Annotated in this window: 23 protein-coding genes and 1 pseudogene; 12 read left to right on the forward strand and 12 right to left on the reverse strand. The window is 71.2% G+C overall.

Annotated features, from left to right (window positions below):
• Nucleotides 1–94: 94 nt before the first annotated feature.
• Both NON19_RS04735 and NON19_RS04740 read left to right on the forward strand, forming a co-directional pair.
• The gene (locus NON19_RS04735; protein WP_255925310.1) at nt 95–1,255 is read left to right on the forward strand and encodes an AAA family ATPase; all 1,161 of its coding nucleotides are present in this window, start codon (nt 95–97) and stop codon (nt 1,253–1,255) included.
• 351 nt (nt 1,256–1,606) lie between these two features.
• Entirely contained in the window at nt 1,607–1,807 is a 201-nt protein-coding gene (locus tag NON19_RS04740; RefSeq protein ID WP_255925311.1) for a hypothetical protein, read from the forward strand.
• Between the two features lie 6 nt (nt 1,808–1,813).
• Here NON19_RS04740 and NON19_RS04745 read toward each other — a convergent pair whose 3' ends face one another.
• The 4 genes and pseudogenes from NON19_RS04745 to NON19_RS04760 all read right to left on the reverse strand — a co-directional run.
• Nucleotides 1,814–3,415 (reverse strand): APC family permease, encoded by a 1,602-nt coding sequence (locus NON19_RS04745; protein ID WP_255925312.1) that lies wholly within the window; start codon nt 3,413–3,415, stop codon nt 1,814–1,816.
• Between the two features lie 36 nt (nt 3,416–3,451).
• Complete coding sequence (locus tag NON19_RS04750) at nt 3,452–3,934, reverse strand: hypothetical protein (protein WP_255925313.1); 483 nt, start codon at nt 3,932–3,934, stop codon at nt 3,452–3,454.
• A 149-nt stretch (nt 3,935–4,083) separates the two neighbouring features.
• Complete coding sequence (locus NON19_RS04755; protein ID WP_255925314.1) at nt 4,084–4,389, reverse strand: hypothetical protein; 306 nt, start codon at nt 4,387–4,389, stop codon at nt 4,084–4,086.
• Nucleotides 4,390–4,498: 109 nt separating this feature from the next.
• Nucleotides 4,499–4,846: pseudogene (locus tag NON19_RS04760) on the reverse strand (glutathionylspermidine synthase family protein); the annotation flags it as partial.
• On the opposite strand from NON19_RS04760, the gene NON19_RS04765 reads away from it, so the two are divergent.
• Together NON19_RS04765 and NON19_RS04770 are read left to right on the forward strand one after the other, a co-directional pair.
• Nucleotides 4,845–5,642 carry a ferritin-like domain-containing protein gene (locus NON19_RS04765; RefSeq protein WP_255925375.1) on the forward strand — a complete coding sequence of 266 codons (798 nt, stop codon included), beginning with the start codon at nt 4,845–4,847 and terminating at the stop codon, nt 5,640–5,642. The pseudogene NON19_RS04760 and the gene NON19_RS04765 overlap by 2 nt on opposite strands.
• Nucleotides 5,567–5,854: a hypothetical protein gene (locus tag NON19_RS04770; protein ID WP_255925315.1), complete on the forward strand. Its 288-nt coding sequence runs from the start codon at nt 5,567–5,569 to the stop codon at nt 5,852–5,854. Before NON19_RS04765 ends, NON19_RS04770 begins: the two co-directional genes overlap by 76 nt.
• 51 nt (nt 5,855–5,905) lie before the next feature.
• Here NON19_RS04770 and NON19_RS04775 read toward each other — a convergent pair whose 3' ends face one another.
• The 3 genes from NON19_RS04775 to NON19_RS04785 all read right to left on the reverse strand — a co-directional run bounded on the left by NON19_RS04775 (nt 5,906) and on the right by NON19_RS04785 (nt 8,688).
• Entirely contained in the window at nt 5,906–6,880 is a 975-nt protein-coding gene (locus NON19_RS04775; protein ID WP_255925316.1) for a magnesium transporter CorA family protein, read from the reverse strand.
• A gap of 54 nt (nt 6,881–6,934) precedes the next feature.
• On the reverse strand, nt 6,935–7,384 hold the full coding sequence (locus NON19_RS04780) for an SRPBCC family protein (protein ID WP_255925317.1): 450 nt from the start codon (nt 7,382–7,384) through the stop codon (nt 6,935–6,937).
• 80 nt (nt 7,385–7,464) lie between these two features.
• Entirely contained in the window at nt 7,465–8,688 is a 1,224-nt protein-coding gene (locus NON19_RS04785) for a benzoate/H(+) symporter BenE family transporter (RefSeq protein WP_255925319.1), read from the reverse strand.
• Between the two features lie 54 nt (nt 8,689–8,742).
• On the opposite strand from NON19_RS04785, the gene NON19_RS04790 reads away from it, so the two are divergent.
• Together NON19_RS04790 and NON19_RS04795 are read left to right on the forward strand one after the other, a co-directional pair.
• On the forward strand, nt 8,743–9,297 hold the full coding sequence (locus NON19_RS04790) for a helix-turn-helix domain-containing protein (RefSeq protein ID WP_255925320.1): 555 nt from the start codon (nt 8,743–8,745) through the stop codon (nt 9,295–9,297).
• A gap of 298 nt (nt 9,298–9,595) precedes the next feature.
• Complete coding sequence (locus NON19_RS04795) at nt 9,596–10,855, forward strand: alpha/beta hydrolase family protein (protein ID WP_255925321.1); 1,260 nt, start codon at nt 9,596–9,598, stop codon at nt 10,853–10,855.
• A gap of 40 nt (nt 10,856–10,895) precedes the next feature.
• Here NON19_RS04795 and NON19_RS04800 read toward each other — a convergent pair whose 3' ends face one another.
• A complete protein-coding gene (locus NON19_RS04800) occupies nt 10,896–11,354 on the reverse strand; it encodes a hypothetical protein (protein ID WP_255925322.1) in 459 nt (152 codons plus the stop codon).
• A gap of 979 nt (nt 11,355–12,333) precedes the next feature.
• Between NON19_RS04800 and NON19_RS04805 the strand changes: the two genes are divergently transcribed.
• Nucleotides 12,334–12,789 carry a hypothetical protein gene (locus NON19_RS04805; protein ID WP_255925323.1) on the forward strand — a complete coding sequence of 152 codons (456 nt, stop codon included), beginning with the start codon at nt 12,334–12,336 and terminating at the stop codon, nt 12,787–12,789.
• A 55-nt stretch (nt 12,790–12,844) separates the two neighbouring features.
• On the opposite strand, the gene NON19_RS04810 is transcribed toward NON19_RS04805, so the two are convergent.
• Nucleotides 12,845–13,267, reverse strand: a complete 423-nt coding sequence (locus NON19_RS04810; RefSeq protein WP_255925324.1) for an HIT family protein — start codon at nt 13,265–13,267, stop codon at nt 12,845–12,847.
• Nucleotides 13,268–13,423: 156 nt separating this feature from the next.
• Between NON19_RS04810 and NON19_RS04815 the strand changes: the two genes are divergently transcribed.
• From NON19_RS04815 to NON19_RS04835, 5 genes are all read left to right on the forward strand, one after another.
• Entirely contained in the window at nt 13,424–14,443 is a 1,020-nt protein-coding gene (locus tag NON19_RS04815) for an alcohol dehydrogenase (protein WP_255925325.1), read from the forward strand.
• 155 nt (nt 14,444–14,598) lie between these two features.
• Nucleotides 14,599–15,723 carry a site-2 protease family protein gene (locus NON19_RS04820; RefSeq protein ID WP_255925326.1) on the forward strand — a complete coding sequence of 375 codons (1,125 nt, stop codon included), beginning with the start codon at nt 14,599–14,601 and terminating at the stop codon, nt 15,721–15,723.
• Nucleotides 15,724–15,915: 192 nt separating this feature from the next.
• Nucleotides 15,916–16,572, forward strand: coding sequence for a DedA family protein (locus tag NON19_RS04825; RefSeq protein ID WP_255925327.1), 657 nt, complete (start codon nt 15,916–15,918; stop codon nt 16,570–16,572).
• A complete protein-coding gene (locus tag NON19_RS04830) occupies nt 16,569–16,850 on the forward strand; it encodes an acylphosphatase (protein WP_255925328.1) in 282 nt (93 codons plus the stop codon). Before NON19_RS04825 ends, NON19_RS04830 begins: the two co-directional genes overlap by 4 nt.
• Nucleotides 16,851–17,059: 209 nt before the next feature.
• Nucleotides 17,060–18,196, forward strand: coding sequence for a PP2C family protein-serine/threonine phosphatase (locus NON19_RS04835; RefSeq protein ID WP_255925329.1), 1,137 nt, complete (start codon nt 17,060–17,062; stop codon nt 18,194–18,196).
• A gap of 80 nt (nt 18,197–18,276) precedes the next feature.
• Here NON19_RS04835 and NON19_RS04840 read toward each other — a convergent pair whose 3' ends face one another.
• Genes NON19_RS04840 through NON19_RS04850 form a run of 3 tightly spaced genes read right to left on the reverse strand, consistent with a single transcriptional unit; the run spans nt 18,277 to nt 22,475 of the window.
• Nucleotides 18,277–19,332 carry an NAD(+)/NADH kinase gene (locus NON19_RS04840; RefSeq protein ID WP_255925330.1) on the reverse strand — a complete coding sequence of 352 codons (1,056 nt, stop codon included), beginning with the start codon at nt 19,330–19,332 and terminating at the stop codon, nt 18,277–18,279.
• Between the two features lie 57 nt (nt 19,333–19,389).
• Entirely contained in the window at nt 19,390–21,735 is a 2,346-nt protein-coding gene (locus tag NON19_RS04845) for a glycoside hydrolase family 65 protein (protein WP_255925331.1), read from the reverse strand.
• Nucleotides 21,732–22,475 (reverse strand): beta-phosphoglucomutase family hydrolase, encoded by a 744-nt coding sequence (locus NON19_RS04850; protein WP_255925332.1) that lies wholly within the window; start codon nt 22,473–22,475, stop codon nt 21,732–21,734. The genes NON19_RS04845 and NON19_RS04850 overlap by 4 nt, the downstream gene beginning before the upstream one ends.
• Nucleotides 22,476–22,497: the final 22 nt, after the last annotated feature.

The raw sequence follows: 22,497 nt of genomic DNA on the forward strand, positions 1-22,497 counted from the left end.
TTTGAACCGGCGCGCAGGAGCCGAGCGGCGCGGGCGCGCGGTGGGCGCCGGGCTGGAGGAGTGGGGCTGGTGGGGCGGCAGTTACAGTCGTCGCATGATGACGACGCTCGCGGTGGAGAACTACCGGTCGCTGCGGCAGCTTGTCGTCCCGTTGGGGCCGCTCAACGTGGTGACCGGTGCCAACGGGAGCGGTAAGTCCAGCCTGTACCGGGCACTGCGGCTGCTGGCCGACGCCGCGCGGGGCGGTGCCGTGGCGGCGCTGGCCCGTGAGGGCGGGCTGGGCTCGACGCTGTGGGCCGGGCCGGAGAAGCCCGGCGGTCGCCAGGTGGCCCGCGTCGAGCCGGTCAGCCTGCGGCTGGGCTTCTCCGGCGGGCGCGACGACTTCGGCTACGCCCTGGACCTCGGCCTGCCCTCGCCCACCGAACCGACGATGTTCGGCTCCGACCCCGACATCAAACGCGAGTCCGTGTGGAGCGGCCCGGTGCTGCGCCCCGCCGCACTGCTCGCCGAACGGCACAACGGCGCCGTCCGCATCCGCGACACCGACGGCACCTGGTCCCACCAGCGGCATCCCATCCGCCCGTACGACAGCATGCTCAGCGAGTTCGCCGACCCGCGCAACGCCCCCGAGGTGCTCAGGCTGCGCGACCGCATCCGCTCCTGGCGGTTCTACGACCACTTCCGCACCGACGCCGCCGCCCCGGCCCGCGGCAGCCACGTCGGCACCCGCACCCCGGTCCTCAGCCACGACGGGGCGGACCTGGCGGCGGCGGTGCAGACGATCCGGGAGATCGGTGACCGGGAGGCGCTGGAAGCCGCCGTCGACCTGGCCTTCCCCGGCAGTCGGCTCACCGTCGCCGACCACGCCGGGCGCTTCGACCTCGAACTGCGTCAGCCCGGGTTGCTGCGTCCGCTGCGGGCCGCGGAGCTGTCCGACGGGACGTTGCGCTATCTGCTGCTCGTCGCCGCGCTGCTCACGCCCCGGCCGCCGGAGCTGCTGGTGCTCAACGAGCCGGAGACCAGCCTGCACCCGGATCTGCTGTCCCCGTTGGCCCAGCTGATCGCGATGGCCGCGGCGCGTTCGCAGATCATCGTGGTCTCCCACTCCCGGCCGCTGACCCATGCCGTGGAGCGGCTGGCCGCCGAGCACGCGCCGGAGGTCAGGACCGTCGAGCTGACCAAGGAGCACGGCCAGACGCGGATCGTCGGCCAGGGGCTGCTGGACGAACCCGCCTGGCACTGGCCCAAGCGCTGAGCGACCGCTCGCGGGCATACGACAGCCCCCGGTGCTTCATGTCGATGTCGTGAATCTCGGTCGTCGCCGACGATTCCAACACCGGCACGTGCTCCTACCGGGGGCCTAGCCAGATGGCCACGATGGGGGTCACTCAGGTCAACAGACGTCTCTGTCGACGGGTGCGGCTCTCTCTGGTCTTCTGGTGTATTGAATATTTTCGTCACTATTTGTCCGAAGTCAAGAGTCGGCCCGAAGAATTCACCCTCCGATCCGGCTACGTGGAGTGCCGGGCGTTTAACTAAAGGATCACCTCGGCGTAGCCTGGGGCTGGGACTTTTGGGGGGCCAAGGGCAACCCCGGAGGCGCACTATGGCTGAAGCCGCTGAAGCTATGGACTCGTGGCCGTGTCGGAACTGCGGTGAGACGGATCCGGAGAAGGTGCGCTGGAGCGAGCCGGAGTTCGCGGTGAGGTCCGACGCCGAAGGCCACCAGACGATGTACATCCACGCCGCGCTGATGGAGTGCGCCACCTGCGGCACCAAGCGCCGCGAGATCCTGGAAAACGGCTGACGCCCGTCAACTCCGCTCGCCCCGTACCGCCGTGTCCACCGCGTCGGGCGGCAGCGCCAGCCGCACCGCGCAGTAGTGCACGGCCAGGCTGAACGCGATCACGATCAGCAGGTCCCACCAGGCGGGCAGGGCGTGGCTGCCGCCGTACCGGCCGAAGCGGCAGATCACCAACAGCCCGACCAGCCACGGCCACACCCAGGCCGCCGACCGCCAGCGCAGCGCGCCGCGGTCGCCCACCGGGATCCCGCGGCGGGTGGCCGCCAGTACGCCGAGCCCGAACAGGACGGTGACGGCCAGCTTCCAGTCCGCCTGGTACCCGGACCAGTAGAAGATCAGGTTGGCGAAGACGAACCCGGCCGGGGCCAGCACCGACCCGGCAGGCAGCCGGTACGGGCGCGGACGGCCGCTGTCCCGCACCCGGAGCGCGTGCAGCGCCACCGGCGCGAACGCGTACATCACCGCCGCCGCCGAAGTCACCACACTGACCAGCGCCTGCCAGCTGGGGAACGGCAGGAAGGCCAGCTCACCGACGACGAACGCGAGCAGCACCGACAGCACCGGCACTCCCCGGCGGCCCACCCCGGCCAGCGGCCGCGGCAGCACCCGCTGCCGCCCCATCGCGTAGGACAGCCGCGCGGCCCCGGCCATGTAGACCAGCCCGGTACCCGCGGGGGAGATCACCGCGTCGGCGTACAGCACGATCGCCAGCCAGGCGGCACCGAGCGCGGTCGCCAAAGTGGCGTACGGCCCGAAGTTGCCCTTGCCCACCGGGCTGGCCCAGCCGTGGCTGACCGCCGACGGCTGCAGCGCGGCGATGAAGGCGACCTGCAGCAGCAGATAGACCGCGGTGCCGATGGCCATGGCGACGATCACCGCCCGCGAGACGTCGCGCTGCGGGTCACGCGCCTCACCGGCCAGTTGGATGGCCTGCTCGAAGCCCAGGAAGGCGAACACCACCCCGGCGGGCAGCGCCGCGAACACACCGTGCGCCCCGTACGGGGCGAAGCCGCCGCCCGCGGTGAAGTTCGCGCCGTGGAAGGCCAGCGACATCAGCACCGCCGCGGTCAGCAGCGGCACCGCCGTCTTCAGGACCACGGTGACCGAGTTGGTGGAGGACAGCAGCCGTACCCCGAGGACGTTGATGATCGTGAACAGCAGCATGAAGCAGGTGGCGATCACCAGCCCGGCCGGGGTGAGGGTGCCGTTCGGGTGCAGGATGTGCACCCGGTCGTGGACCCAGCCGATGCGGTCCGAGTAGGAGAGGGTGGCCTCCACCTCGATCGGCGAGATCATCACCGACCGCAGCCAGGACATCCACCCCGCGGTGAAGCCCACCAGCGGGCCGAAGGCGAAGTAGGGGAACCGCGCGGTGCCGCCCGCGATCGGATACGCCGCCCCCAACTCGGCGTGCACCAGCGCCAGCACGCCGAGCATCACCGACGCCAGCACCCAGGACAGCAGCGACGCCGGACCGGCGATGACGGCGGTGGTCAGCGCGCCCAGCAGCCACCCGGAGCCGATGATCGACCCGAGCGAGAGGAACATCAGTCCCCAGAACCCGACCGCCCGGTGCAGCCTTCCGCCCGTGGCGGCGTTGGAGTTCGCCACATGTGCATCCTGGTACGGGGCGGCGCGAGCCGCATGTCAGCTTGGGCCCGTCGGCCACTTCTCCGGCGTGTCGCTGGTGGTCACCTGGCAGACCGCGGGCTTGCCGGGGGCCGGGGAGCTGCCTTCGGCGACCGGCCGGACGCCGTCCAGCAGGATCCGGCAGGCGACCTCCCCGTCCCCGGAAGGGGTGACCTCCAGCCGGGCCACCGCCCCCGTGTTGACGATGACCTCGGTGCGCCACGGCAGCGTGGTGGCCCCCAGCCGCTCGTCGCGGGACTCCTTCTTGAACGAGTCGGGATTGTGCCGGTACACCACCCCGGTGGCGCGCGGGTCACCACTGACCGCGGTGGCCTGGTAGGTCAGGCTCCAGGCGTTTCCACCGCGCCACTTCTTGATCGTCGTGATGTTGTACTTCGCCCAGAACAGCCCGCCGACCAGCAGCAGCGCCAGCAGGATGCCACCGGTGACGAAACAGGAGTCGGCACGGGAACGGCGTGACGAGGGTGACTGGTCCGGCATGCTGGCTCGGCTCCTCCGTGCTGGTGGGCTCTCACCTCACCGTACGCACGCCGGACCGGCGGTACTCGCGCCCTGGGGCGGAGCTCGGCGTCAGCCTGTGGTCGTACGCCCGGCCGTCAGCTCGGTCATCGGGCTGACGGCCGGCGGTGTCACGGGCACTGCTCCTTGTTCTTGACGACCCGCAGTTCGGGTCGCTGGCCGCCAAGCCGCCCGCCCGGTGCGGGACGCTGCGAGCAGACCTTCCAGTTCGCCGGCCAGAACACATGCCGCCCGGCGCCGCGCGCGTCCACCAGCGTGACCCGCACACCATGCGGCAGCGCCCGCTCGGCGGCGATCAGGCCCTTGCCGGTGACGTTAGGCATCGCGCCCGCACTGGGAGCGTCGGCCTGGGCGGGGACGGAGAGAGCACCGAGGAGCGCTACGGCTCCCACGGCGGCGGCGGTTGTACGGCGCATCGGTCACACCTTCCGTGCGGGGAATCGGGACGTGTAGTGACCTGCCCGCGACATCCCGAAACCGGCACCGCGGCACGGAAGTTCACCCGTCTGCGACACCCGAGCCGTCTCACCGGATGACATGCGGTGCGAACCGTGCGTACCCGTCGGTGACCAGGCCGCCGGACTCCCGGATGCCCAGGCCCGCGGGCTCGCCGTCGACCACCCAGGCGCCCAGCACAGTGCGGTTGCCGTCGAACTGCGGCAGCGGGGCCAGCGCCTGGTAGCACAGCGCGTCGTCCGCCGCAGGTCCCGGTGGCGTGGCACCCGGCGGGTGCACGCTGACCCCGGCGCCCTCCCGGCCGAGCAGCGGCTTGGCGACGAATCCGGTGGTCCCGGCGAGTTCGCGGGGGCCGTCGAGATAGGCGGGCAGCAGGTTTGGATGGCCCGGATAGAGCTCCCACAGGACGGCCAGCATCAGCCATCTCTACCAGGCCGCGTACCTGGAGATGTCCACCATCCCCATGTACCTGTACGCGTCGTTCTCCATCGCCTCGCGCGGCTACTCGCAGTGGGACCCGGGGATGGGTGCGTTCCGACTGATCCGCAGCATCGTGGTCGAGGAGATGCTCCATCTGTCCCTGGTCAGCAACCTGCTGGTGGCGCTCGGCGACGAGGACATCCGGTTCTACGACGAGGACTTCGTTCCGAGGTATCCGTCGCGCATGCTGCACCGCCATCCCGAGCTCGTCCTCCATCTTGAGCCCTGCGGCAAGGAGGTGGTGCGCGACGTCTTCATGGAGTTCGAGCGGCCCGAGCCGAAGAAGGGCGAGGGAAGGCCGCCCAAGGGCCAGTACGCCACCATCGGCGAGTTCTACCGGGCCGTCGGCAAGGGCCTGGAGGCGCTCGACAAGAAGATGGGCCCCGCGCTGTGGAAGCACAACCGGCTGGCGGTCCAGTACACGGGCGCGTACTGGAACCACGACGGTGGCGGTGACACGGTGCTGGTCCGCGATCTGAAGTCGGCCCAGAACGCCCTGAAGATCATCATCGAGCAGGGTGGGTCATGCCCGCTGACCCGACGGCCGCGCTGTACGAGCACCACGCCGCTGCCCGGAGCACCAACACCCTGTTCAACGCGGTGTACTGCTACGTACTTCACATGCTGGACGTCATGTACCGCACGCCGTGGGACAAGATGCAGCACGGCAAGGAGAACGACCGGTACGGGCTGGAGCGTACGTTCATCGCGGCGATGCAGGGCGTGCTGGTGACGGTGGCGGACATCATGGTCTCCACCGACTTCGCGCCCACGGAGCTGCACTCCAACGTGGGACCGACCTTCGAGTTCTACGACTTCACCATGGAGAAGGCCTCGAAGCTGCACCAGCTCATCGGCCTGTGCGAGGACGCCATGGTGTACTTCCCGCAGCTCGGCGGGGACAACAGCGTGTACTGGCTGCTCAAGAAGATGCCGGACGTGTGAGCTGACCAGCGGCGAGCCCGCACCTGGTGGGCTCGCCGCCGGTCGGCCCGGTCAGATCCAGTCCTTGCGCTTGAAGCTGACGTAGAGGATGACAGAGAGGATCACGATGGCGCTGGTGGACGCCAGGAAGCCCCAATGGGTGCTGAATCCCGGGAAGGGCACGTTCTGCCCGTAGAAGCCGGTCACCGCGGTGGGCACCGCGATGATCGACGCCCAACTCGTCACCTTCTTCATGATGAGGTTCATGCGGTTGCCCTGGACAGTCAGGTTCGTCTCCATGATGGTGGTGACCATGTCCCGCAGGGACTCGGTCCACTCGGTGGCCCGCAGCACATGGTCGTAGACGTCCTGGTAGTAGGGCATCAGCGGTTCGCCGACGATGTGCAGGTCCCGGCGCAGCAGGCTGTTGACCACCTCGCGCATCGGAATGACCACCCGGCGCAGTCTGGTCAGGCTCTTGCGCAGTTCGTACGAGCGGCGCTGTACGGACTCGATCTGTGCGCGGTTGTCCTCGAACAGCAGGTCCTCGACCTCTTCGATGCGGTCGTCGAGGTTCTGCACCGCCGCGAAGTGCCCGTCGACGATGACGTCGAGCAGCCCGTACAGCAGGAAGCCCACACCGTGCTTGGCCAGGTCGGGGTTGTTGTCCCAGCGGGCGACGACCTGGTCGATGTCGAAACTGTCGTCGTTGCGGATGGTGATCAGGGCGGTCTTGGTGACGAAGACCGATATCTCACTGGTGGCCAGCAGCCCGGTGTCCGCATCGGCACTGACCGAGTAGGCGCTGATGAAGGCGTGGGTGCGGTAGTGGTCCAGCTTCGGGCGCTGGTGGTCGTGCCGGGCGTCCTCCACCGCGAGCTCGTGCAGCCCGAACTCCTCGCTGATCATCTCGAAGTCGGCGTGCTCGGGGGCACACAGGTCGAGCCACACCGCCGCGTCGGGGTCGGTGACGTAGTCGGATATGTCCTCGACGGGGAAGTTCTCCAACGTCAGGGTGCCGTTGCGGTAGAGCCGGGTGCGTGCCATGCCGCCAGAGCCTAGGGGGCCCGCCTGTGCTCCCGGCAAGGGGGTCGGCCGCGCTCAGCCGAACCGCAGGGAGCCCGGGGTGGTGAGCTTCTCGCCGGTCTCCAGCCAGGTCTTCAGACCCGAGAGGATCATCGGCCAGCCGCCGTACAGCTCGTTGTGGGCGCCCTGGCGCAACCGGTCGTGGATCAGGGTGAGTTGACAGGAGTCCTCGGCGACGCGGTCGATCTGCCAGGTGATCCGTGACGGGCCCTCGCGCCGCACCTGGTCGCTCCACAGCGCGACCATACTCTGCACCAGGCGGTGCGGCGGGTCCACCTCCAGGTTCTCGCCCTCGCCGAGCGGTCCCGGGGCGCCCGGCGCGATCACCTGGAACCGCGAGCCGGGGGTCCAGTCGGAGATGACCCGGGCGCCGAAGTTGTACGTGCTGCGGATGTCCGGGTCGGTGATCGCCTGCCAGAGGCGCTCGGGGGTGGTGCGGATGTAGATCTCGTAGACCTTCTGCATGGCACCCTCCAGTCGGCTCGGCCCGCGAGGCCCTGTCGCCTGGTTACCACGCCACACGCCCGCTGTCGCCCCGGCGCCCGTCAGGCGCGGCGCTCCCGGAGCAGCGAGTGCAGCCCGAGACCGGCGACCAGGCCCCAGAACGCCGAGCCGATGCCCAGCACGTTGATGCCCGACGCGGTGACGGCGAACGCGGTCACGGCCGCCTCGCGGGCCTCGGCATCGGCGACGGCAGCGGCCAGCGCGGAACCGAGGGTGCCGAGCAGGGCAAGGCCCGCGACCGCATCGATGAGCAGTGGGGGCGCCGCCGTGAGCAGCGCGGTGGAGACGCCCGCGGTGAGCCCGAGCCCCAGATAGGTGATGCCCGCCGTGGCGGCGGCGATCCATCGGCGCTTCGGGTCGGGCCCGGCGTCCGGCCCGGCCGCGAGCGCGGCACTGATCGCGGCCAGGTTGAGCGCGTAGCCGCCGAAGGGGGCGCACAGCGTGGTGGCCGCGCCGGTGCTGACCAGGATCGACCGGGTGGGCGGACGGTAGCCGAACTGGCCCAGCACCGCGATCCCGGGGACGTTCTGGGCGGCCATGGTGACCACGTACAGTGGTAGCGCGATGCCGATCAACGCGCCGGTGCTGAGCGTCGGGCGGACCGCCGTCACGGTGGGTAGGAGCCGCGCGAACGAACCCAGCTGGGGATGGCGCAGCACCACGAGCGAGCCGACCGCCACCACCAACGCGGCCGGGGTGGCCCAGCGACGGGCGAATGGCGTCAGCACCGCCCAGGTCACGATGGCGGGCAGGGCCAGGGACGGCACCGTCACGGCGGCCCGTACCGGTGCCAGGCACACCGGCAGCAGCACCCCGGCCAGCATGGCGGAGGCGAGCGGTGCCGGAATGCCGGTGACCCAGCGGCCGAGCCGTCCCCACATGCCGGTGACGGCGAGCAGGATCCCGGTGACGGCGAAGGCGCCGACGGCGTGGGGGTAACCGCCTGGTTGGCGGCCGGTGGCGACCAGGAGGGCGGCTCCCGGAGTCGACCAGGCGATGCTGATCGGCTGCCGGTGGCGCATCGACAGTCCGACGGCCAGCAGGCCCATCGCGGTGCACAGCGCCAGGAGGCCGGAGACCGCCTGGCGTTGGTCCGCGCCGACCGCCCGCAGCCCGGAGACGACCACGGCGAAGGAACCGGAGAAGCCGACGACGGCGGTGACCACTCCGGCGGTCAGGGGTTGCGCGAGTCCGTGCGCTGTAGGGGACGCGGGTATTCGGCTGGTCCGTTTGCCGTCTTCCGTGCGGAGCCGCTGCTGTTCCATATATGGAACGCTAGCTCATGAGGGGCGCTCGGCGCTCCCGGGATACTGAATGTCATGGTGCAGGCATGGACCCCCGAATCCGCGGTCGCGATGGGGCGGCGGATCCAGCGGCTACGACAGGAACGAGGGCTCAGCCTCTCGGAGTTGGCCCGCAGCGCGGGCATCGGCAAGGCGACCCTCTCCGGGCTTGAGGGGGGCACCCGCAATCCGACGCTGGAGACGCTCTACGCCATCACCGGTCAACTGGGTGTCCCGCTGGCCTCGTTGCTGACCGAAGCGGCGGGCGAGGTGCGAGGTGCGGCGGTCACGGCGCGGCTGCTGGAGGTCTTCGAGGACGCCACGGCGACCACCGAGCTGTACTGGCTGACGATCAGGCCCGGCCGGGTCCAGCACTCACCGGCCCATCCGGCAGGCGTGGTCGAGCAGTTGACGATGATCGCCGGAGCCGCCCGGGTCGGTCCGCGGGGGGCGGAACGGCTCGTACGGGCGGGGGAACATGTCTCGTGGGCCGCGGACGTCCCGCACACCTACGCCGCGGTGAGCGACCAGGAGGCCCAGGCCAGCCTGCTGATCCGGCAACCACACGGCGAGGCCGACGCGACGACCTGACGCGGCAGCCCGGGCTCAAACGGAACATTCGAAGCGGCCCCGAACCGAAGCGGCGACACCGTTGCTCAGTGGTGTGGACGTCGCGACCGGCCCCTGGGTGCCAGCGGTGTTGGGGACGGCGGGCGGCGAGGCGTCGACCAGCGGCCGGGTGGCGGTCGCCCCGTCCGCCAGGTGCGCTACCCCGCTGCACCCCACGACTGGAATTCCGGGCCGCCGCGGCGGTGCGCGCCCGCTCCAGCACGTGTCCGGCGGCACGGTGAGGACAGACCGCATCGCGCCGGACGAAGGGACGCACGCCGTGAGGAACCCCAGTCGTCACATCCTGCAGGCCCTCGTGGCCGCGGCCCTCGCGGTGGGCGGCTGCTCCTGCGGCCACGACACCCCGGCCCGGGGCTCCGGTTCCGCCGCAGGGCACTCCACCGCCGCGCCCCCCGACGTACGCATCACCGACCACACCTACCAGGTGCCGCGCCCGCTGCCCGAGGCCGCCCCCGGCACCCTGATCGCCGCCACCGACCACGGCCCGGACCGGAAGACCGGCGCCGCGCGCCGCTGGACCGTGCTGTACCACTCGGTCAACGCCCACCACGAGGACATCCCCGTCAGCGGCACCGTGCTCGTCCCCCAGGGCGCGCCGCCGCCCGGCGGCTGGCCCGTGGTGTCCTGGGGGCACGGCACCACCGGCGTGGCGGACCGCTGTGCGCCGTCACAGGCACCGAACCTGGGGTTCAACGAGTACGCGCAGGAGTTGCGCACCCTGCTACGCGCCGGTTACGCGGTCACCGCCACCGACTACCCGGGCCTGGGCACGCCCGGAATGCACACGTACCTGGTCGGCCCCGACGAGGGCAACGCCGTGGTGGACATCGTCACCGCCGCCCGCCGCCTGGACACCAGGCTGGCGCCGACCTGGTTCGCCGTCGGCCACTCCCAGGGCGGTCAGGCCGCCCTTTTCGCGGCCAACGCGGCGCGCCGGGTGCCCGGACTGCGGCTACGGGGCACGGTCGCCATCGCACCGGCCAGCCATCTGGAGGTGATGCTGCCGGGCGTCATCGCCGCACACCAGCCGTCCGAACTGGGCTTCGCCCTGTACTCCCTCGCCGGGCTGAGCGCCACCGACCGTTCGGTCAACCTCCGCTCGCTGCTGGGGCCTTCGGCCGCCAGGACCGCCGCCGAGGTCCTCGGCCAGTGCCTCACCGCGGGGCACAACACGCTGACCGACGTCGGCACCGAGCAGGCGCTTCCGCTCAGCACCGCACAGCTCAGCCGGATCGACGCCGAGATGGGCGCGTACGGTGACCCGGACCGCGCCGCGATCCACGGGCCGGTACTGGTCATCCAGGGCGCGGCCGACCAGGACGTACCGCCGCGGTGGTCCGACGCGGTGGTGGGCAACCTGCGGTCGCTGGGGTCGCGCGGGGTCGTGGAGCGCGTGTATCCGGGCCTGGACCATGACCAGGTGCTCGGCCAGTCCGTCTGCGACCTCCTGGCGTTCCTCGGCGCCCACGGTGGACGCCCCTCGGCCGACTGCGTCCCCTACCAGACCGACGTCAGCTGAACTCCAACCCGCCGCCCCGCCAAGGCCGTTGGGCTGGCGCTCACCCCGTGGCGGGGCGCGGACGCGGCAGCGGGGCGTGCTTCGGGCGGTGCGCCTTCGCCCGGTGCCTGGCCTCGCGCAACGCGGTCCGAAGGCCCTCCTCCACCAGCTTGACCTGCTCCAGCATCGCCCAGGCCCAGTCCCGCTCATGGGTGTAGAGCTCGCAGGCCTGCGGCACCCGCGCGTCGCACCCGGACAGCGACTCGCCCAGATCGCGCAGTCCCGCCTGCATGGCGTGGACGTCCGCCTCCAGCCACCGTCGCACCATCGACGCCAGCTCCACCGGGTGGCGATGCAGCAGTTCCTCGTGCCACCAACGGGCCGGGGCCAGGTCGAACAGCCAGTTCTTGGCCGACTGCTCGAACTCCGGGGAGTCCGGCGGACGGACCGAGCCCGGCCAGTTCACCGGTGGTCGCTCGTGCTGGTAGGGGGACGGGTCCGGCTGCGGTGTACGTGCCATGTTGTGCTCCCTGGAAGATCACCTCGTTGGTGAGGCGGTGTGTGCTGGTGACGAGGGGGGACGAGGAGCGGCGGGCGCGCTCCTCGCACACGGAGACCAGGATCTGTAGCAGCAGATTTTGAGCGAACGATATCTACTCACTGGTATGCGCACAAGGTTCCGAATTGCGGCAATCGCCATCAACCCGGTCCTCGCACTGCGGGCGGGCGGGTTGGTGTCTGGGTGCGTCATGGGGGGAGTGGCGCTCAGTGGGTCTCGCGGAACCGCTTTGGGTGAGGTGTCGAATCTGGCGGATGTGGGGCGTCGTTCACGGGCGAAGTCGTGTCTTTAGGGTGTAAACCTGCGGTTTTCTAACGACGATGGGGTGAAAGCTGTCGTATTGCCTTCCTTCCGAAGGTAAGCGGGTCGGTGGGTGGCGGGCCTGCTGGCGGCGGTTCGGCAAGGCGGTCAACGGCGCCGGGACCTCTCTCGTCAACGGTGGACAGTCGGGTCCGGCCCGGCGCCGGTCAACCGGATGGCCGACAATGAGACGCAGATCACACATCGGTCGCTCGGTCTGTGTGCCTCTGGCTGGCAGAACGACGGGCGGCTTCCCGCTCCGGAATCCGCCAGTGCGTGCCTTCGTGTGCCCGTCCAAGTCGGCGGAACCCGCCGTCGGCTGGGCGGGGAACGGTGGGTGGAATCGGACGAACGGGGAGCGTGGGGCGGTGGGTGGCAGGCCTTGGCCCGGGGTCGCGGGACTCGCTGGTCCGGTCCTGTGTGCGGGCGGCGCGCGGTCCTTCCGGCGGCTGCCGCATATGCGTGTGGCACTGGCAGGAAATTGCCGCCCGCTGCGCAGTGATCACGCCAGTCTCAATTTCCCACTGTAGTCGGTGACTTGCACAGCGTTACCGTTGCGGTGTTCGTTTCCACCGCTTCGATCCGAAAGATCCGAAAGATCCAAAGGAGACGTATGCGCACGTTAGCGCCCTTAGGGCGGATGGTAACCGTCGTCGCGTCGGGGCTCGCCCTCGCCGCGCTGCCCCTGCTCGCCGCACCGGCGCAGGCTGCCCCGGCGCCGACCGCCGGTCACCAGATCACCGTCAAGCGGCCGATGGACGACAGCTTCTTCCTGGCTGGCTCGGCGCTCCGCCGCAACCAGGCGTGGACATCGGGCAACGGCCGTGCGGTGCTGCGGCTGCAGCAGGACGGCAACCTGGTGCTCTACAAGGACGGCCACCCCGCGTGGCAGGCCGTCGGCGCGTGGCCGAGCGGCTCAAGCGCCGTGATGCAGGCCGACGGCAACTTCGTGGTCTACGACTCGAACGGCATCCCGCTGTGGGCCTCCGGCACATGGGGCTACCCGGGCGCCTACCTGGCCGTACAGGATGACGGCAACGTCGTCATCTACACCGCCGACCGCACCCCGGTCTGGGCCACCAACACCGGCGACTGACACACCGTCGGCTCCCCGTGGCGACCGCACCCGGCCGCCACGGGGAGCCCGCGCGTCAACCGCCGTCCGGCCCCAGCGCCGTGCGTACCCGGGCCGCCACCTCCGCCGCCTCCCGGTCCGAGGCGTAGCGGTGCCGGGGCCAGAAGAAGCCGCGCAGCCCGTCCTTGGGATTGCGCGGCACCACATGCACATGGAAGTGCGGAACCGACTGGCTGATCCGGTTGTTGGCGGCGACGAACGAGCCCGCGGCGGCCATGGCGCGTTCCACCGCCGCAGTGATCAACCGGACCCGGGTGAAGAACGGCCCAACGTCCGCCTCGGGCAGGTCGGTCAGGGTGTGGGCATGCCGTCTCGGCACCACCAGCACGTGCCCGGGGAACAGCGGTCGGGCGTCCAGGAAGGCCACCGTCACCTCGTCCTCGAAGACCCGGTGGGCACGGGCCTCACCAGCCGCGATCGCACAGAAGATGCAGTCCACGGCGAACAGTCAACTACTCGCGCGAGCGATCGGTGTGCTCCGGTCGCCGACGCGACGGATGTGCGCTGTCATGGACAGGTGGCCTGCGCACGCGAGGTGGCAGGACATGTCAGCGCACGGCCGCATCCCCGCACTCCCTCCCCGTTGGAGGATGCCATGGACTCCATGCGCGTCGCCCAGGCCGCCGCCAAGGGCGGAAGGCTGGAGATCGTCGAGCGGGAAGTGCCGCAGCCCGGACCGGGGCACGTACGGATCGCGATCGAGGCCTGCGGTGTCTGCCACAGTGACGCCGGGTTCGTCGACGCCGTCTTCCCGGGCGTGCGGTTTCCGGTGGTGCCGGGGCACGAGATCGCCGGGCGGATCGACGCGGTGGGCGACGGTGTGGCGCAGTGGCAGGTGGGCGACCGGGTCGGGGTGGGCTGGTTCGGCGGCTCCTGCTTTCACTGCACGCCGTGCCGGGAGGGCGACTTCATCGCCTGCGAGAACCTCAAGGTGCCCGGCTGGGCGTATCCCGGCGGTTACGCGGACGCCATGGTCGCCCCGGTCGACGCGCTGGCCCGGATCCCGGACGGGCTGACCGCCGTCGAGGCGGCGCCGTTGGGGTGCGCGGGCGTGACCACGTACAACGCGCTGCGGCGCAGCGGTGCGCGAGGTGGGGACCTGGTGGCCGTGCTCGGCGTGGGCGGTCTTGGGCATCTGGGCATCCAGTTCGCCGCCCGGCTCGGGTTCGAGACGGTGGCCATCGCGCGCGGCACGGCGAAGGAGGAACTCGCTCGCGAGTTGGGCGCGCACCACTACATCGACAGCCAGGTCGGCGACGTGGCCGAGGCGCTGCGGGGTCTGGGCGGGGCCCGGGTGGTGTTGGCCACCGCCGCCAACTCCGCCGCGATGGCGGCGACCGTCGACGGGCTCGCCCACCGCGGGCGGCTGCTGGTGATCGGGGCCACCCCGGAACCGCTGGAGATCAGCCCGTTCCAGCTCATCATGGGCGGACGCAGCGTGCAGGGCCATCCTTCGGGGACCGCCCAGGACGTGGCGGACACCATGTCCTTCGCCGCGCTCACCGGTGTGCGGCCGATGGTGGAGACCATGCCGTTGGGCGACGCGGAGGCGGCGTACCAGCGGATGCTCAGCGGCCAGGCGCGGTTCCGGATGGTGCTGACGACCGGCGACTGAGCGCTTCACTGGAGGTGCCGCGATGTGCCGTCGATCGGCTGCGGCACCGTCGTGGCCGGTCCGCAGTTCCCCGCGCTCCTTCAAGTGGAGCCGCAAAGCTCCCCCGAGGGGCGAAACTTGAAGGCGGGGGTGTGGCGCCTGCCTGGAGGAGCGGGATGAACGGCTCCGTACCGATCGGGAAGATCTTCGGAATACCGCTGCGGATCCACTGGAGCGTGCTGGTGCTGGTGGTGCTGCTGGGGTACGGCCTGGGGCGCGGCACGATTCCGGCGCTGGCTCCCGGCCGGGGTGCGGGCGTCTACACGGTGGCCGGGCTGCTCGGCGCGCTGGCCCTGCTGGCGAGCCTGCTGCTGCACGAGTCGGCCCACGCGGTGATGGCCCGCAGGCGTGGCGTGACGGTGGAGGACATGACGCTGTGGGCGCTCGGCGGTGTCACCCGGATCGGCCGGGCCGAGACCCCGAAGGCGATGCTGGTGATCTCCGGCTGCGGCCCGCTGGCCAGTCTGCTGCTGGCCGGGGTCGGGATCGGCGGCGCGCTGGCGGTACGGGCGGGGCTCGGCTGGAACGTGGCGGCGGCCGTGCTGTTCTGGTTGGGCTGGGCCAACGCGCTGCTCGCCGGGTTCAATCTGCTGCCCGCCGCCCCGCTGGACGGTGGGCGGATCGTTCAGGCCGTGCTGTGGGGGCGCACCGGGGACCGGGAGCGTGCGGAGCGGGCGGCCGGGCGCAGCGGGCAGGTGGTGGGCACGCTGCTGGTGGCGCTCGGCGTCATCAGCTTCCTGTACGGCTCGACCGGCGGGTTGTGGCTGGCGCTCATCGGGTTCTTCCTGTCCGGCACCGCCGGGGCGGAGGCCCAGCGCGCCGGGCTGAGCGCCGCGCTGCACGGGGTGCCGGTGGCCCGTGCCATGTCGGCGCCCGTGGTGACCAGCCCGGAGTGGCTGACGGTCAGCCGGTTCCTGGACGAGATGGAGTCCCAGCGGCGGCACTCGGCGATACCGCTGCTCGACTTCGACGGGCGCCCGTCCGGAGTGGTGACGATGCGTCAGCTCGCTGCGGTGCCGGGCCCGGCGCGGGGCGAGGTGCGCCTGCGTGACGTGGCGACCCCGCTGTCCCGCTGCACGGTCGCCACCCCGGACGAGGACCTGCTGGAGGTGCTGGGCCGGGCGTCCGCCTCGCCGCGGATCCTGGTCGTGGACGGCGGCCGTCTCGTCGGCATCGTCACCACGCACGACATCACGCGCCTCGTCCAGTTGCTGAAGGACCGGCGCGACGCCCCGCGGTGAAGGATCGCGTTGTGCGGTCCGGCGGCCTAGGCGATTCGGGCGGAGTCCGCTGCGGCTCGGCAGCGCCCGAAGGGGCGCGGGCAACCGCGACCAGCCACGATGGTGCCGCGGCCGATCGACGGCACATCGCGGCACTTCCGGCGAAGCGCCTAGGCTCTTGGCCACCGGCCGCTGACGAGTACAGGGACGATCATGGATGGCTCGCCGCAACTGCCCGGCGTACTGGCCGACTTGGCCCCGCTGCTGGACCACTGGGGGTATCTGGCGGTCGGCGGCCTGGTGTTCCTGGAGGACTTCGGTGTTCCGGTGCCGGGCGAGACGCTGCTGATCGCCGCCTCGGTGTACGCGGGCGCGGGGCGGTTGAACATCCTGGTCGTCGCCGTGGTCGCCTTCGTCGCCGCGGTCTGCGGCGACAACGTCGGCTACGTCATCGGCCGGTTCGGCGGGCACCGGCTCGTCACCCGCTTCGGGCGGTACGTCATGCTGACGCCCGAACGGATCGCCAAGGCCGAGGAGTTCTTCGTCCGGCACGGCGGGAAGATCGTCACCGTCGCCCGCTTCATCGAGGGTCTACGGCAGGCGAACGGCATCATCGCCGGTCTGGCCGAGATGTACTGGTGGCGGTTCCTGGCCTTCAACGCGCTGGGCGCGGCGCTGTGGGTCGCCCTGTGGGTGACCGTCGGCGGCCTCGCGGGCCAGCACATCAACACCCTCTATCCGGCGATCCAGCGCTACGAGCTGTACTTGGTGGCCGTCCTGGCGGTACTGGTCGTCTTCCTTGCCGCACGCCGGTGGCACCGCCGCCGGTCCACCAGGAACAGCGATGGCGGACGGAAGATGGGGCAATGATCCGTAAGCGAGTGATCGTCTCCGGTGACGTGCAGGGCGTCTTCTTCCGCGACACCTGCCGCCGCACCGCACTGGAACTCGGCGTGGCGGGCTGGGTACGGAACCTGCCGGACCAAACCGTCGAAGCCGTCTTCGAGGGCGCGCCCGATACCGTGGACCAACTGGTCGCCTGGGCGCACCACGGCCCACCACTGGCGATCGTGGACCGGGTGCTGGTCTACGACGACGTCCCCGAGGGCCTCCACGGCTTCGAGATCCGCCCGACGCCCCTGGGGTAGACGCTCCGCTGGGAGTGCGGCGAGGTGCTGTGTGTCGATCGTCCGCAGCGCCGTCGTGGCTGGTCGCGCCCACGCGGCGGAGCCGCACATGAACACAGCCCCGCGCCCCTTCAGGGAGCGGCCCGGCCGCCGAGGCCGCCGAAGACACCGGCGCCGCTGATCGACGCCTGCGGCGGCGGGCCGCGGGGACATGGATGCAAGCTGGGTACATGCCCCTTCGGCCACGCAGCGGTCGCCTTCGCTCCTGGCAGCCCGGACACAACCCGGCGCTGGTCGTGATCCCGTTGGCGCTCATCGTCGCGGTCATCCTCACCGATGTGCTCTTGCCGCCGCGCATCCATCTGGGTCCGCTGCTAGTGGCCGCCCCCGCGGTCTCGGTGGCGTTCGCCGGTGCCCGGCTCACCGCGCTGATCGGGCTGCTCGCGGTCGGGGCGCAGATGCTGATCGGGGTGTACCGGGAGTCGCTGACCTCGGCCAACATCGATGCCCAGATCGCCGCGCTGGTGGTGGTCTCCGGTCTGCTGGTGGTCTTCTGTCTGGTGCGCGACCGGCGTGAGCGGCAGTTGCACCGGGTGCGGTCGGTGGCCGAGGCGGCCCAGCACGTGCTGCTGCGGCCGCTGCCCCGGCGCAGCGGCCCGCTGCAGATCGGCTGCCTCTACCTGCCCGCCGAGGAGGAGGCCGAGATGGGCGGCGACCTGTACGCCGCCGCCCGCACCCCCACCAGCACCCGCCTGCTGATCGGCGATGTGCGCGGCAAGGGCCTGGCCGCGATCAGTCACGCCGCCCTGCTGCTCGGCGCCTTCCGTGCCGCCGCCCACCGGCTGGCCACCCTGCCCAGGCTGGCCGTCCACCTCGACGGCGCCACCCGCTGGGACTCCAGCCAATGGCGTTCGGCATCCTGCGAGGACGTCGACGAGTTCGACGTCGACGAGTTCTTCGCCACCGCCACCTTCCTGGACCTGCCCGACGACGAGCCGGTGGTCCACATGATCGTCTGCGGCCATCCGCCGCCGCTGCTGTTCCGCGACGACCAGGTGACCACGCTGCGTCCCCGGGCCAGCCATCTGCCCATCGGCCTGGGCGGACTGGTCGACTCCATCAGCTACGAGGTGGAGACGTTCGCGTTCGAAAGCGGCGACCTGCTGCTGTTCTACACCGACGGGGTGATCGAGGCTCGCGATGCCGACGGCCGCTTCTACCCGCTCGCCGAACGGGCGGCGGCCTGGGCCAAGGACACCCCCGACGACGTGGTCCGCCACCTCCGCGACGACCTGCTCGACCACGCCCACGGCCACCTCGGCGACGACGCCGCCGTCGTCGCCATCCGCCGTACCCCGCCCAACTGACCATCGCGGTGAGGAAGTCGCCGCCCCACCGCTCAGCCGCCCCACCGCTCAGCCGCCCCACCGCTCAGCCGCCCCACCGCTCAGCTTCCGGGCAGCGGAGGCAGCCGCAGATGCGCCAGGTCCGCGGGCACCGGCGCGGCCGGGCGGACGAAGGCCGGGGCCTGGTCCGCCGAGGCGGGCGCGTCGGCCAGCTGGAACCGCTCCCGTAGCCGCCGGTAGAAGTCGGCCGGCGCCAGCCGCACCAGCCGCAGCCGGGTCGGAGCCTTGTAGGCGGCCACCCAGTCACCGGGGTCCAGCACCCCGCGCAGTTGCCCGTCGATGCTGACCGCCACCTGACCGGACTGCGGCAGCACCCGTACCGCGACGGCCTCGTCCGCGGAGGCCACCACGGTGCGGTCGAACGCCATGTGCGCGGCCACCGGGGTGAACACCACGGCGTCCGTGTACGGCGAGACGACGGGTCCCCCGGCGGCGAAGCTGTACGCCGTGGAGCCGGTGGGGGTGGCCACGATGACCGCGTCGGCGGAGTAGGCGGCGAGCAGTTGCCCGGTGATGTAGACGCCCACGCTCGCCTGCCGGTCCCGGGCGAGCTTCTCCAGCACCACGTCGTTGACGGCGATCACATCCAGCGCGACGCCCCAGCCGACCTCCCGGTCACCGCCCGACCGGGCCTTCGGCGGCGGCAGCGCGGGGCCGCGGCCGTAGCACAGCAGCGCCTCCATGCCCACCGGCATCTCCAGCGGCCGGGACGCCCGCAGCGTGAGCATCATGCGCTCCTCGACGGTCGCCCGCCCCGCGTGCACCGTCTCCAGGGCGTCCAGCACCCCGTCCGCGGTGGTCTCGGTGAGGAAGCCGAGCCGGCCCACGTTCACCCCCAGCACCGCGGCGCCGTTCTTGGCCGCGATGCGCGCCCCCCGCAGGAACGTGCCGTCGCCGCCGAAGGTGACGATCAGGTCGGGGTGTCCGGCCGCCGCCGCCTCCTCCTGGCCGCTGCGGCGCGGGACGTCGCCGCGCCACACGTCGATCTCGGTGCAGGCGATGCCCCGGTCCGCACCCCAGTCGCGCACGGTACGGGCCGCCGCGACCGCCACGGGGCGGCCCTGGTGGACCACTAGGCCAATGCGTTGGACAGCCATCGTCGTCTCCACGGTAGAGCGGACCGCCCCACCCGGCGCGCCGGGCCGGGCCGCACCTCACTCCCGGCGCCTCGGTCGGCGGCCGGGCGGCTGCTGCGGTGCCGGGCGGGTGGTGACGGGTGAGAGCGGACGGGTCTGCGGGCCCTTGTCGGAGACCGTCACCGACTGGCCGCAGTGCTGGATCTCCAGCGGTCCGCCCTCCAGCAGGCTGTAGGTGGCGGACGATCCGGTGATCTCGACCCGCAGCAGTTGCCCGCGCACGTGCACGGTGAAGGCGAGCCGCCGCAGCCGGTCCGGCAACCGCGGCGTGAAGCAGAGCGTCCCGTCGCGGTGCCGCATGCCGCCGAAGCCCGCGACGAGGGTGAGCCAGGTACCGGCGAGCGAGGCGATGTGCAGCCCGTCGCGGGTGTTGTTCTCCAGGTCGTACAGATCCATCAGGGCCGCCTCCGACAGGTAGTCGTAGGCGAGCTTGAGATGGCCGACCTCGGCCGCGATCACTCCCTGCACGCACGCCGACAAGGAGGAGTCCCGTACTGTCAACGGCTCGTAGTATTCGAAGTTGCGCGCCTTCTGCTCCTCGTCGAAGGCGTCACCGCGCAGGAACATCGCGAACACCAGGTCCGCCTGTTTGACCACCTGCTTGCGGTAGAGGTCGAAGTACGGGAAGTGCAGCATCAACGGGTACTGGTCGGCCCGGGTCCGGGCGAAGTCCCACATCTGGTGGCGGGTGAACCCGGCCGACTGCTCGTGCACGTGCAGCGTGCTGTTGTACGGCAGTGTTATGGCCTCGGCGGCGTCCCGCCAGGCCGCGGTCTCCTCCTCGTCCACGCCCAGGGCGGCGCCCTGCTTCTCGTGGCGCTCCACGGCGTTGGCGGCGGCCCGCAGGTTCAACTGGGCCAGCAGGTTGGTGTACAGGTTGTCGTTCGCGATGGCGCTGTACTCGTCGGGGCCGGTCACCCCGTCGATGTGGAAGCGGCCGTGCGTGTCGTGGTGGCCCAGCGAGTGCCACAACCGTGCGGTCTCCACCAGCAGTTCGACCCCGGTCTCCCGCTCGAACTCCTCGTCGTCGGTGACCGCCACATAGCGTGTGACGGCGTACGCGATGTCCGCGTTGACGTGGAAGGCCGCGGTTCCGGCGGGCCAGTAGCCGGAGCACTCCGACCCGTCGATGGTGCGCCACGGGAAGGCCGCGCCCTTCAGGCCCAGTTGGCGGGCGCGGTCCCGGGCGGCGGGCAGGGTGGACTGCCGCCAGCGCAGCGCGTCGGCCACCGCGTGCGGCGCGTTGTGGGTGAGCAGCGGCAGCACGAAACCCTCGGTGTCCCAGAACGAGTGCCCGTCGTAACCGGAACCGGTCAGGCCCTTCGACGGGATCGCCCGCTGCTCGGCGCGCGCACCGGCCTGCAGTACGTGGAACAGTGCGAAGCGGACGGCCTGTTGGATCTCCTCGTCGCCGTCGATCTCGACGTCCGCGCGCGCCCAGAACTCGTCGAGGTAACCGCGCTGCTCGTCCAGCAGCCCCTGCCAGCCCGTGCTGCGGGCCCCGGCCAGCGCCGCCTCCGCCTGGTCGCGTACCGCTGGGCGGGAGCGGACTCCGGACCAGCCGTAGGCGACGAACTTCTCCAGCCGCAGCGTCTCACCCGGCTCCAGCTCGGAGGTGACGGTGAGTCGGCCGATGTGCGCGCTGCTCTCGCTGGCGCACTGGGTGGACGACGGCCCCTGCACGATGTGGTCGGCGGCCACCCCGACCCGCAGGCCGCTGTGCCGGGTGCAGTGCAGCAGCCGCATCCGCATGCCGTGGGCGTAGTGCTCCTCCGGCAGCAACGGGGACTCCAGAACAGCGGAGACCCGGGGGTCACCGGTGGTCTCCGGCAACTGCTCGTTGGCCACGAGTTCGGACTGGACGACTATCCTGACCTTGGCGTCCAGCGGCTCCACCTCGTAGGCGACGGCCGCCACGGAGCGCTGGGTGAGGGAGATCAGCCGGGTGGAGCGCACCCTGACAGTGGTTCCGGCGGGCGAGGTCCACTCGCAGGTGCGCCGCAGGAACCCCCCACGCAGATCCAGGACGCGCTCATGGGACCGCAGCCGCCCGTAGCGCACGTCGAAGGGTTCGTCATCCACGAACAGCCGGATGATCTTCCCGTTGGTCACGTTGATCACGGTCTGGCCGGACTCCGGAAAACCGTAACCGGCCTCGGCGTACGGCAGCGGATGCACCTCGTGCACCCCGTTGAGGTAGGAGCCGGGCAGGCCGTGCGGCTCACCCTCGTCCAGGTTGCCGCGCCAGCCGACATGGCCGTTGGACAGCGCGAACACCGACTCGCTCTGCTCCAGCACATCGAGGTGCAGGCTGGACTCGCGCAGGCACCAGGGCTCGACCTCGAACGACGGATGGCTGATCATGAGCGGTCCTCCAGCAGCTCCGCGAGGTCACGCACCACGATGTCGGCTCCGTGCGCCCGCAGGGCGTCCGCCTGGCCGACCCGGTCCACGCCCACGACGTAGCCGAAGTGCCCGCTGTGGCCCGCGTCCATCCCCGCCAGGGCGTCCTCGAACACGGCCGCCGACGCTGGCTCCACGCCCAGGTCGTGCGCGGCTTCCAGATAGGTGTCCGGACGCGGCTTCCCCGGAAGCTTGCGCTCAGCCGCGACGATGCCGTCGATCCGTACGTCGAAGCACTTGTCCAACCCCACCGAGACCAGTACGTCACGGCAGTTGGCGCTGGAGGAGACCACCGCCGTGCTCAGCCCGGCGGCGCGCACCGCGTCGAGATAGCGGACCGAACCGGGGTACGCCTCGACGCCGTCGGTGCGGATCTTCTCCAGCAGCAGGTCGTTCTTCCGGTTGCCCAAGCCGTGGACGGTGTCCCGGTCGGGCGGATCGTCATCGTCGCCGTCCGGCAACTCGATGCCGCGCGAGGCGAGGAACGACCGTACGCCGTCGGCGCGTGGGCGCCCGTCGACATACTCGTCGTAGTCGGCGACCGCGTCGAACGGACGGAAGCCAGCCCCCTCACGTCGCCGCAGGAACTCGTCGAACGTCGCCTTCCACGCCGCGGCGTGCACGAGGGCGGTCTTCGTCAGCACACCGTCGAGATCGAACAGGCACGCCCTGATGCCTTTCGGGAGACCGATCTGTTTCATGGAACGCGCGTCCCCACACCCG

This window comes from Streptantibioticus rubrisoli, from assembly GCF_024436055.1.
GTDB lineage: Bacteria > Actinomycetota > Actinomycetes > Streptomycetales > Streptomycetaceae > Streptantibioticus_A > Streptantibioticus_A rubrisoli.

Excerpts from the sequence above, each read along its gene's own strand:
- NON19_RS04735 (WP_255925310.1), top strand. The coding sequence starts at position 95 with ATGATGACGACGCTCGCGGTGGAGAACTACCGGTCGCTGCGGCAGCTT.
- NON19_RS04740 (WP_255925311.1), top strand. The coding sequence starts at position 1,607 with ATGGCTGAAGCCGCTGAAGCTATGGACTCGTGGCCGTGTCGGAACTGC.
- NON19_RS04750 (WP_255925313.1), bottom strand. The coding sequence starts at position 3,934 with ATGCCGGACCAGTCACCCTCGTCACGCCGTTCCCGTGCCGACTCCTGT.
- NON19_RS04755 (WP_255925314.1), bottom strand. The coding sequence starts at position 4,389 with ATGCGCCGTACAACCGCCGCCGCCGTGGGAGCCGTAGCGCTCCTCGGT.
- NON19_RS04770 (WP_255925315.1), top strand. The coding sequence starts at position 5,567 with ATGCAGCACGGCAAGGAGAACGACCGGTACGGGCTGGAGCGTACGTTC.
- NON19_RS04775 (WP_255925316.1), bottom strand. The coding sequence starts at position 6,880 with ATGGCACGCACCCGGCTCTACCGCAACGGCACCCTGACGTTGGAGAAC.
- NON19_RS04780 (WP_255925317.1), bottom strand. The coding sequence starts at position 7,384 with ATGCAGAAGGTCTACGAGATCTACATCCGCACCACCCCCGAGCGCCTC.
- NON19_RS04785 (WP_255925319.1), bottom strand. The coding sequence starts at position 8,688 with ATGGAACAGCAGCGGCTCCGCACGGAAGACGGCAAACGGACCAGCCGA.
- NON19_RS04790 (WP_255925320.1), top strand. The coding sequence starts at position 8,743 with ATGGTGCAGGCATGGACCCCCGAATCCGCGGTCGCGATGGGGCGGCGG.
- NON19_RS04800 (WP_255925322.1), bottom strand. The coding sequence starts at position 11,354 with ATGGCACGTACACCGCAGCCGGACCCGTCCCCCTACCAGCACGAGCGA.
- NON19_RS04805 (WP_255925323.1), top strand. The coding sequence starts at position 12,334 with ATGGTAACCGTCGTCGCGTCGGGGCTCGCCCTCGCCGCGCTGCCCCTG.
- NON19_RS04815 (WP_255925325.1), top strand. The coding sequence starts at position 13,424 with ATGGACTCCATGCGCGTCGCCCAGGCCGCCGCCAAGGGCGGAAGGCTG.
- NON19_RS04820 (WP_255925326.1), top strand. The coding sequence starts at position 14,599 with ATGAACGGCTCCGTACCGATCGGGAAGATCTTCGGAATACCGCTGCGG.
- NON19_RS04825 (WP_255925327.1), top strand. The coding sequence starts at position 15,916 with ATGGATGGCTCGCCGCAACTGCCCGGCGTACTGGCCGACTTGGCCCCG.
- NON19_RS04830 (WP_255925328.1), top strand. The coding sequence starts at position 16,569 with ATGATCCGTAAGCGAGTGATCGTCTCCGGTGACGTGCAGGGCGTCTTC.
- NON19_RS04835 (WP_255925329.1), top strand. The coding sequence starts at position 17,060 with ATGCCCCTTCGGCCACGCAGCGGTCGCCTTCGCTCCTGGCAGCCCGGA.
- NON19_RS04840 (WP_255925330.1), bottom strand. The coding sequence starts at position 19,332 with ATGGCTGTCCAACGCATTGGCCTAGTGGTCCACCAGGGCCGCCCCGTG.
- NON19_RS04845 (WP_255925331.1), bottom strand. The coding sequence starts at position 21,735 with ATGATCAGCCATCCGTCGTTCGAGGTCGAGCCCTGGTGCCTGCGCGAG.
- NON19_RS04850 (WP_255925332.1), bottom strand. The coding sequence starts at position 22,475 with ATGAAACAGATCGGTCTCCCGAAAGGCATCAGGGCGTGCCTGTTCGAT.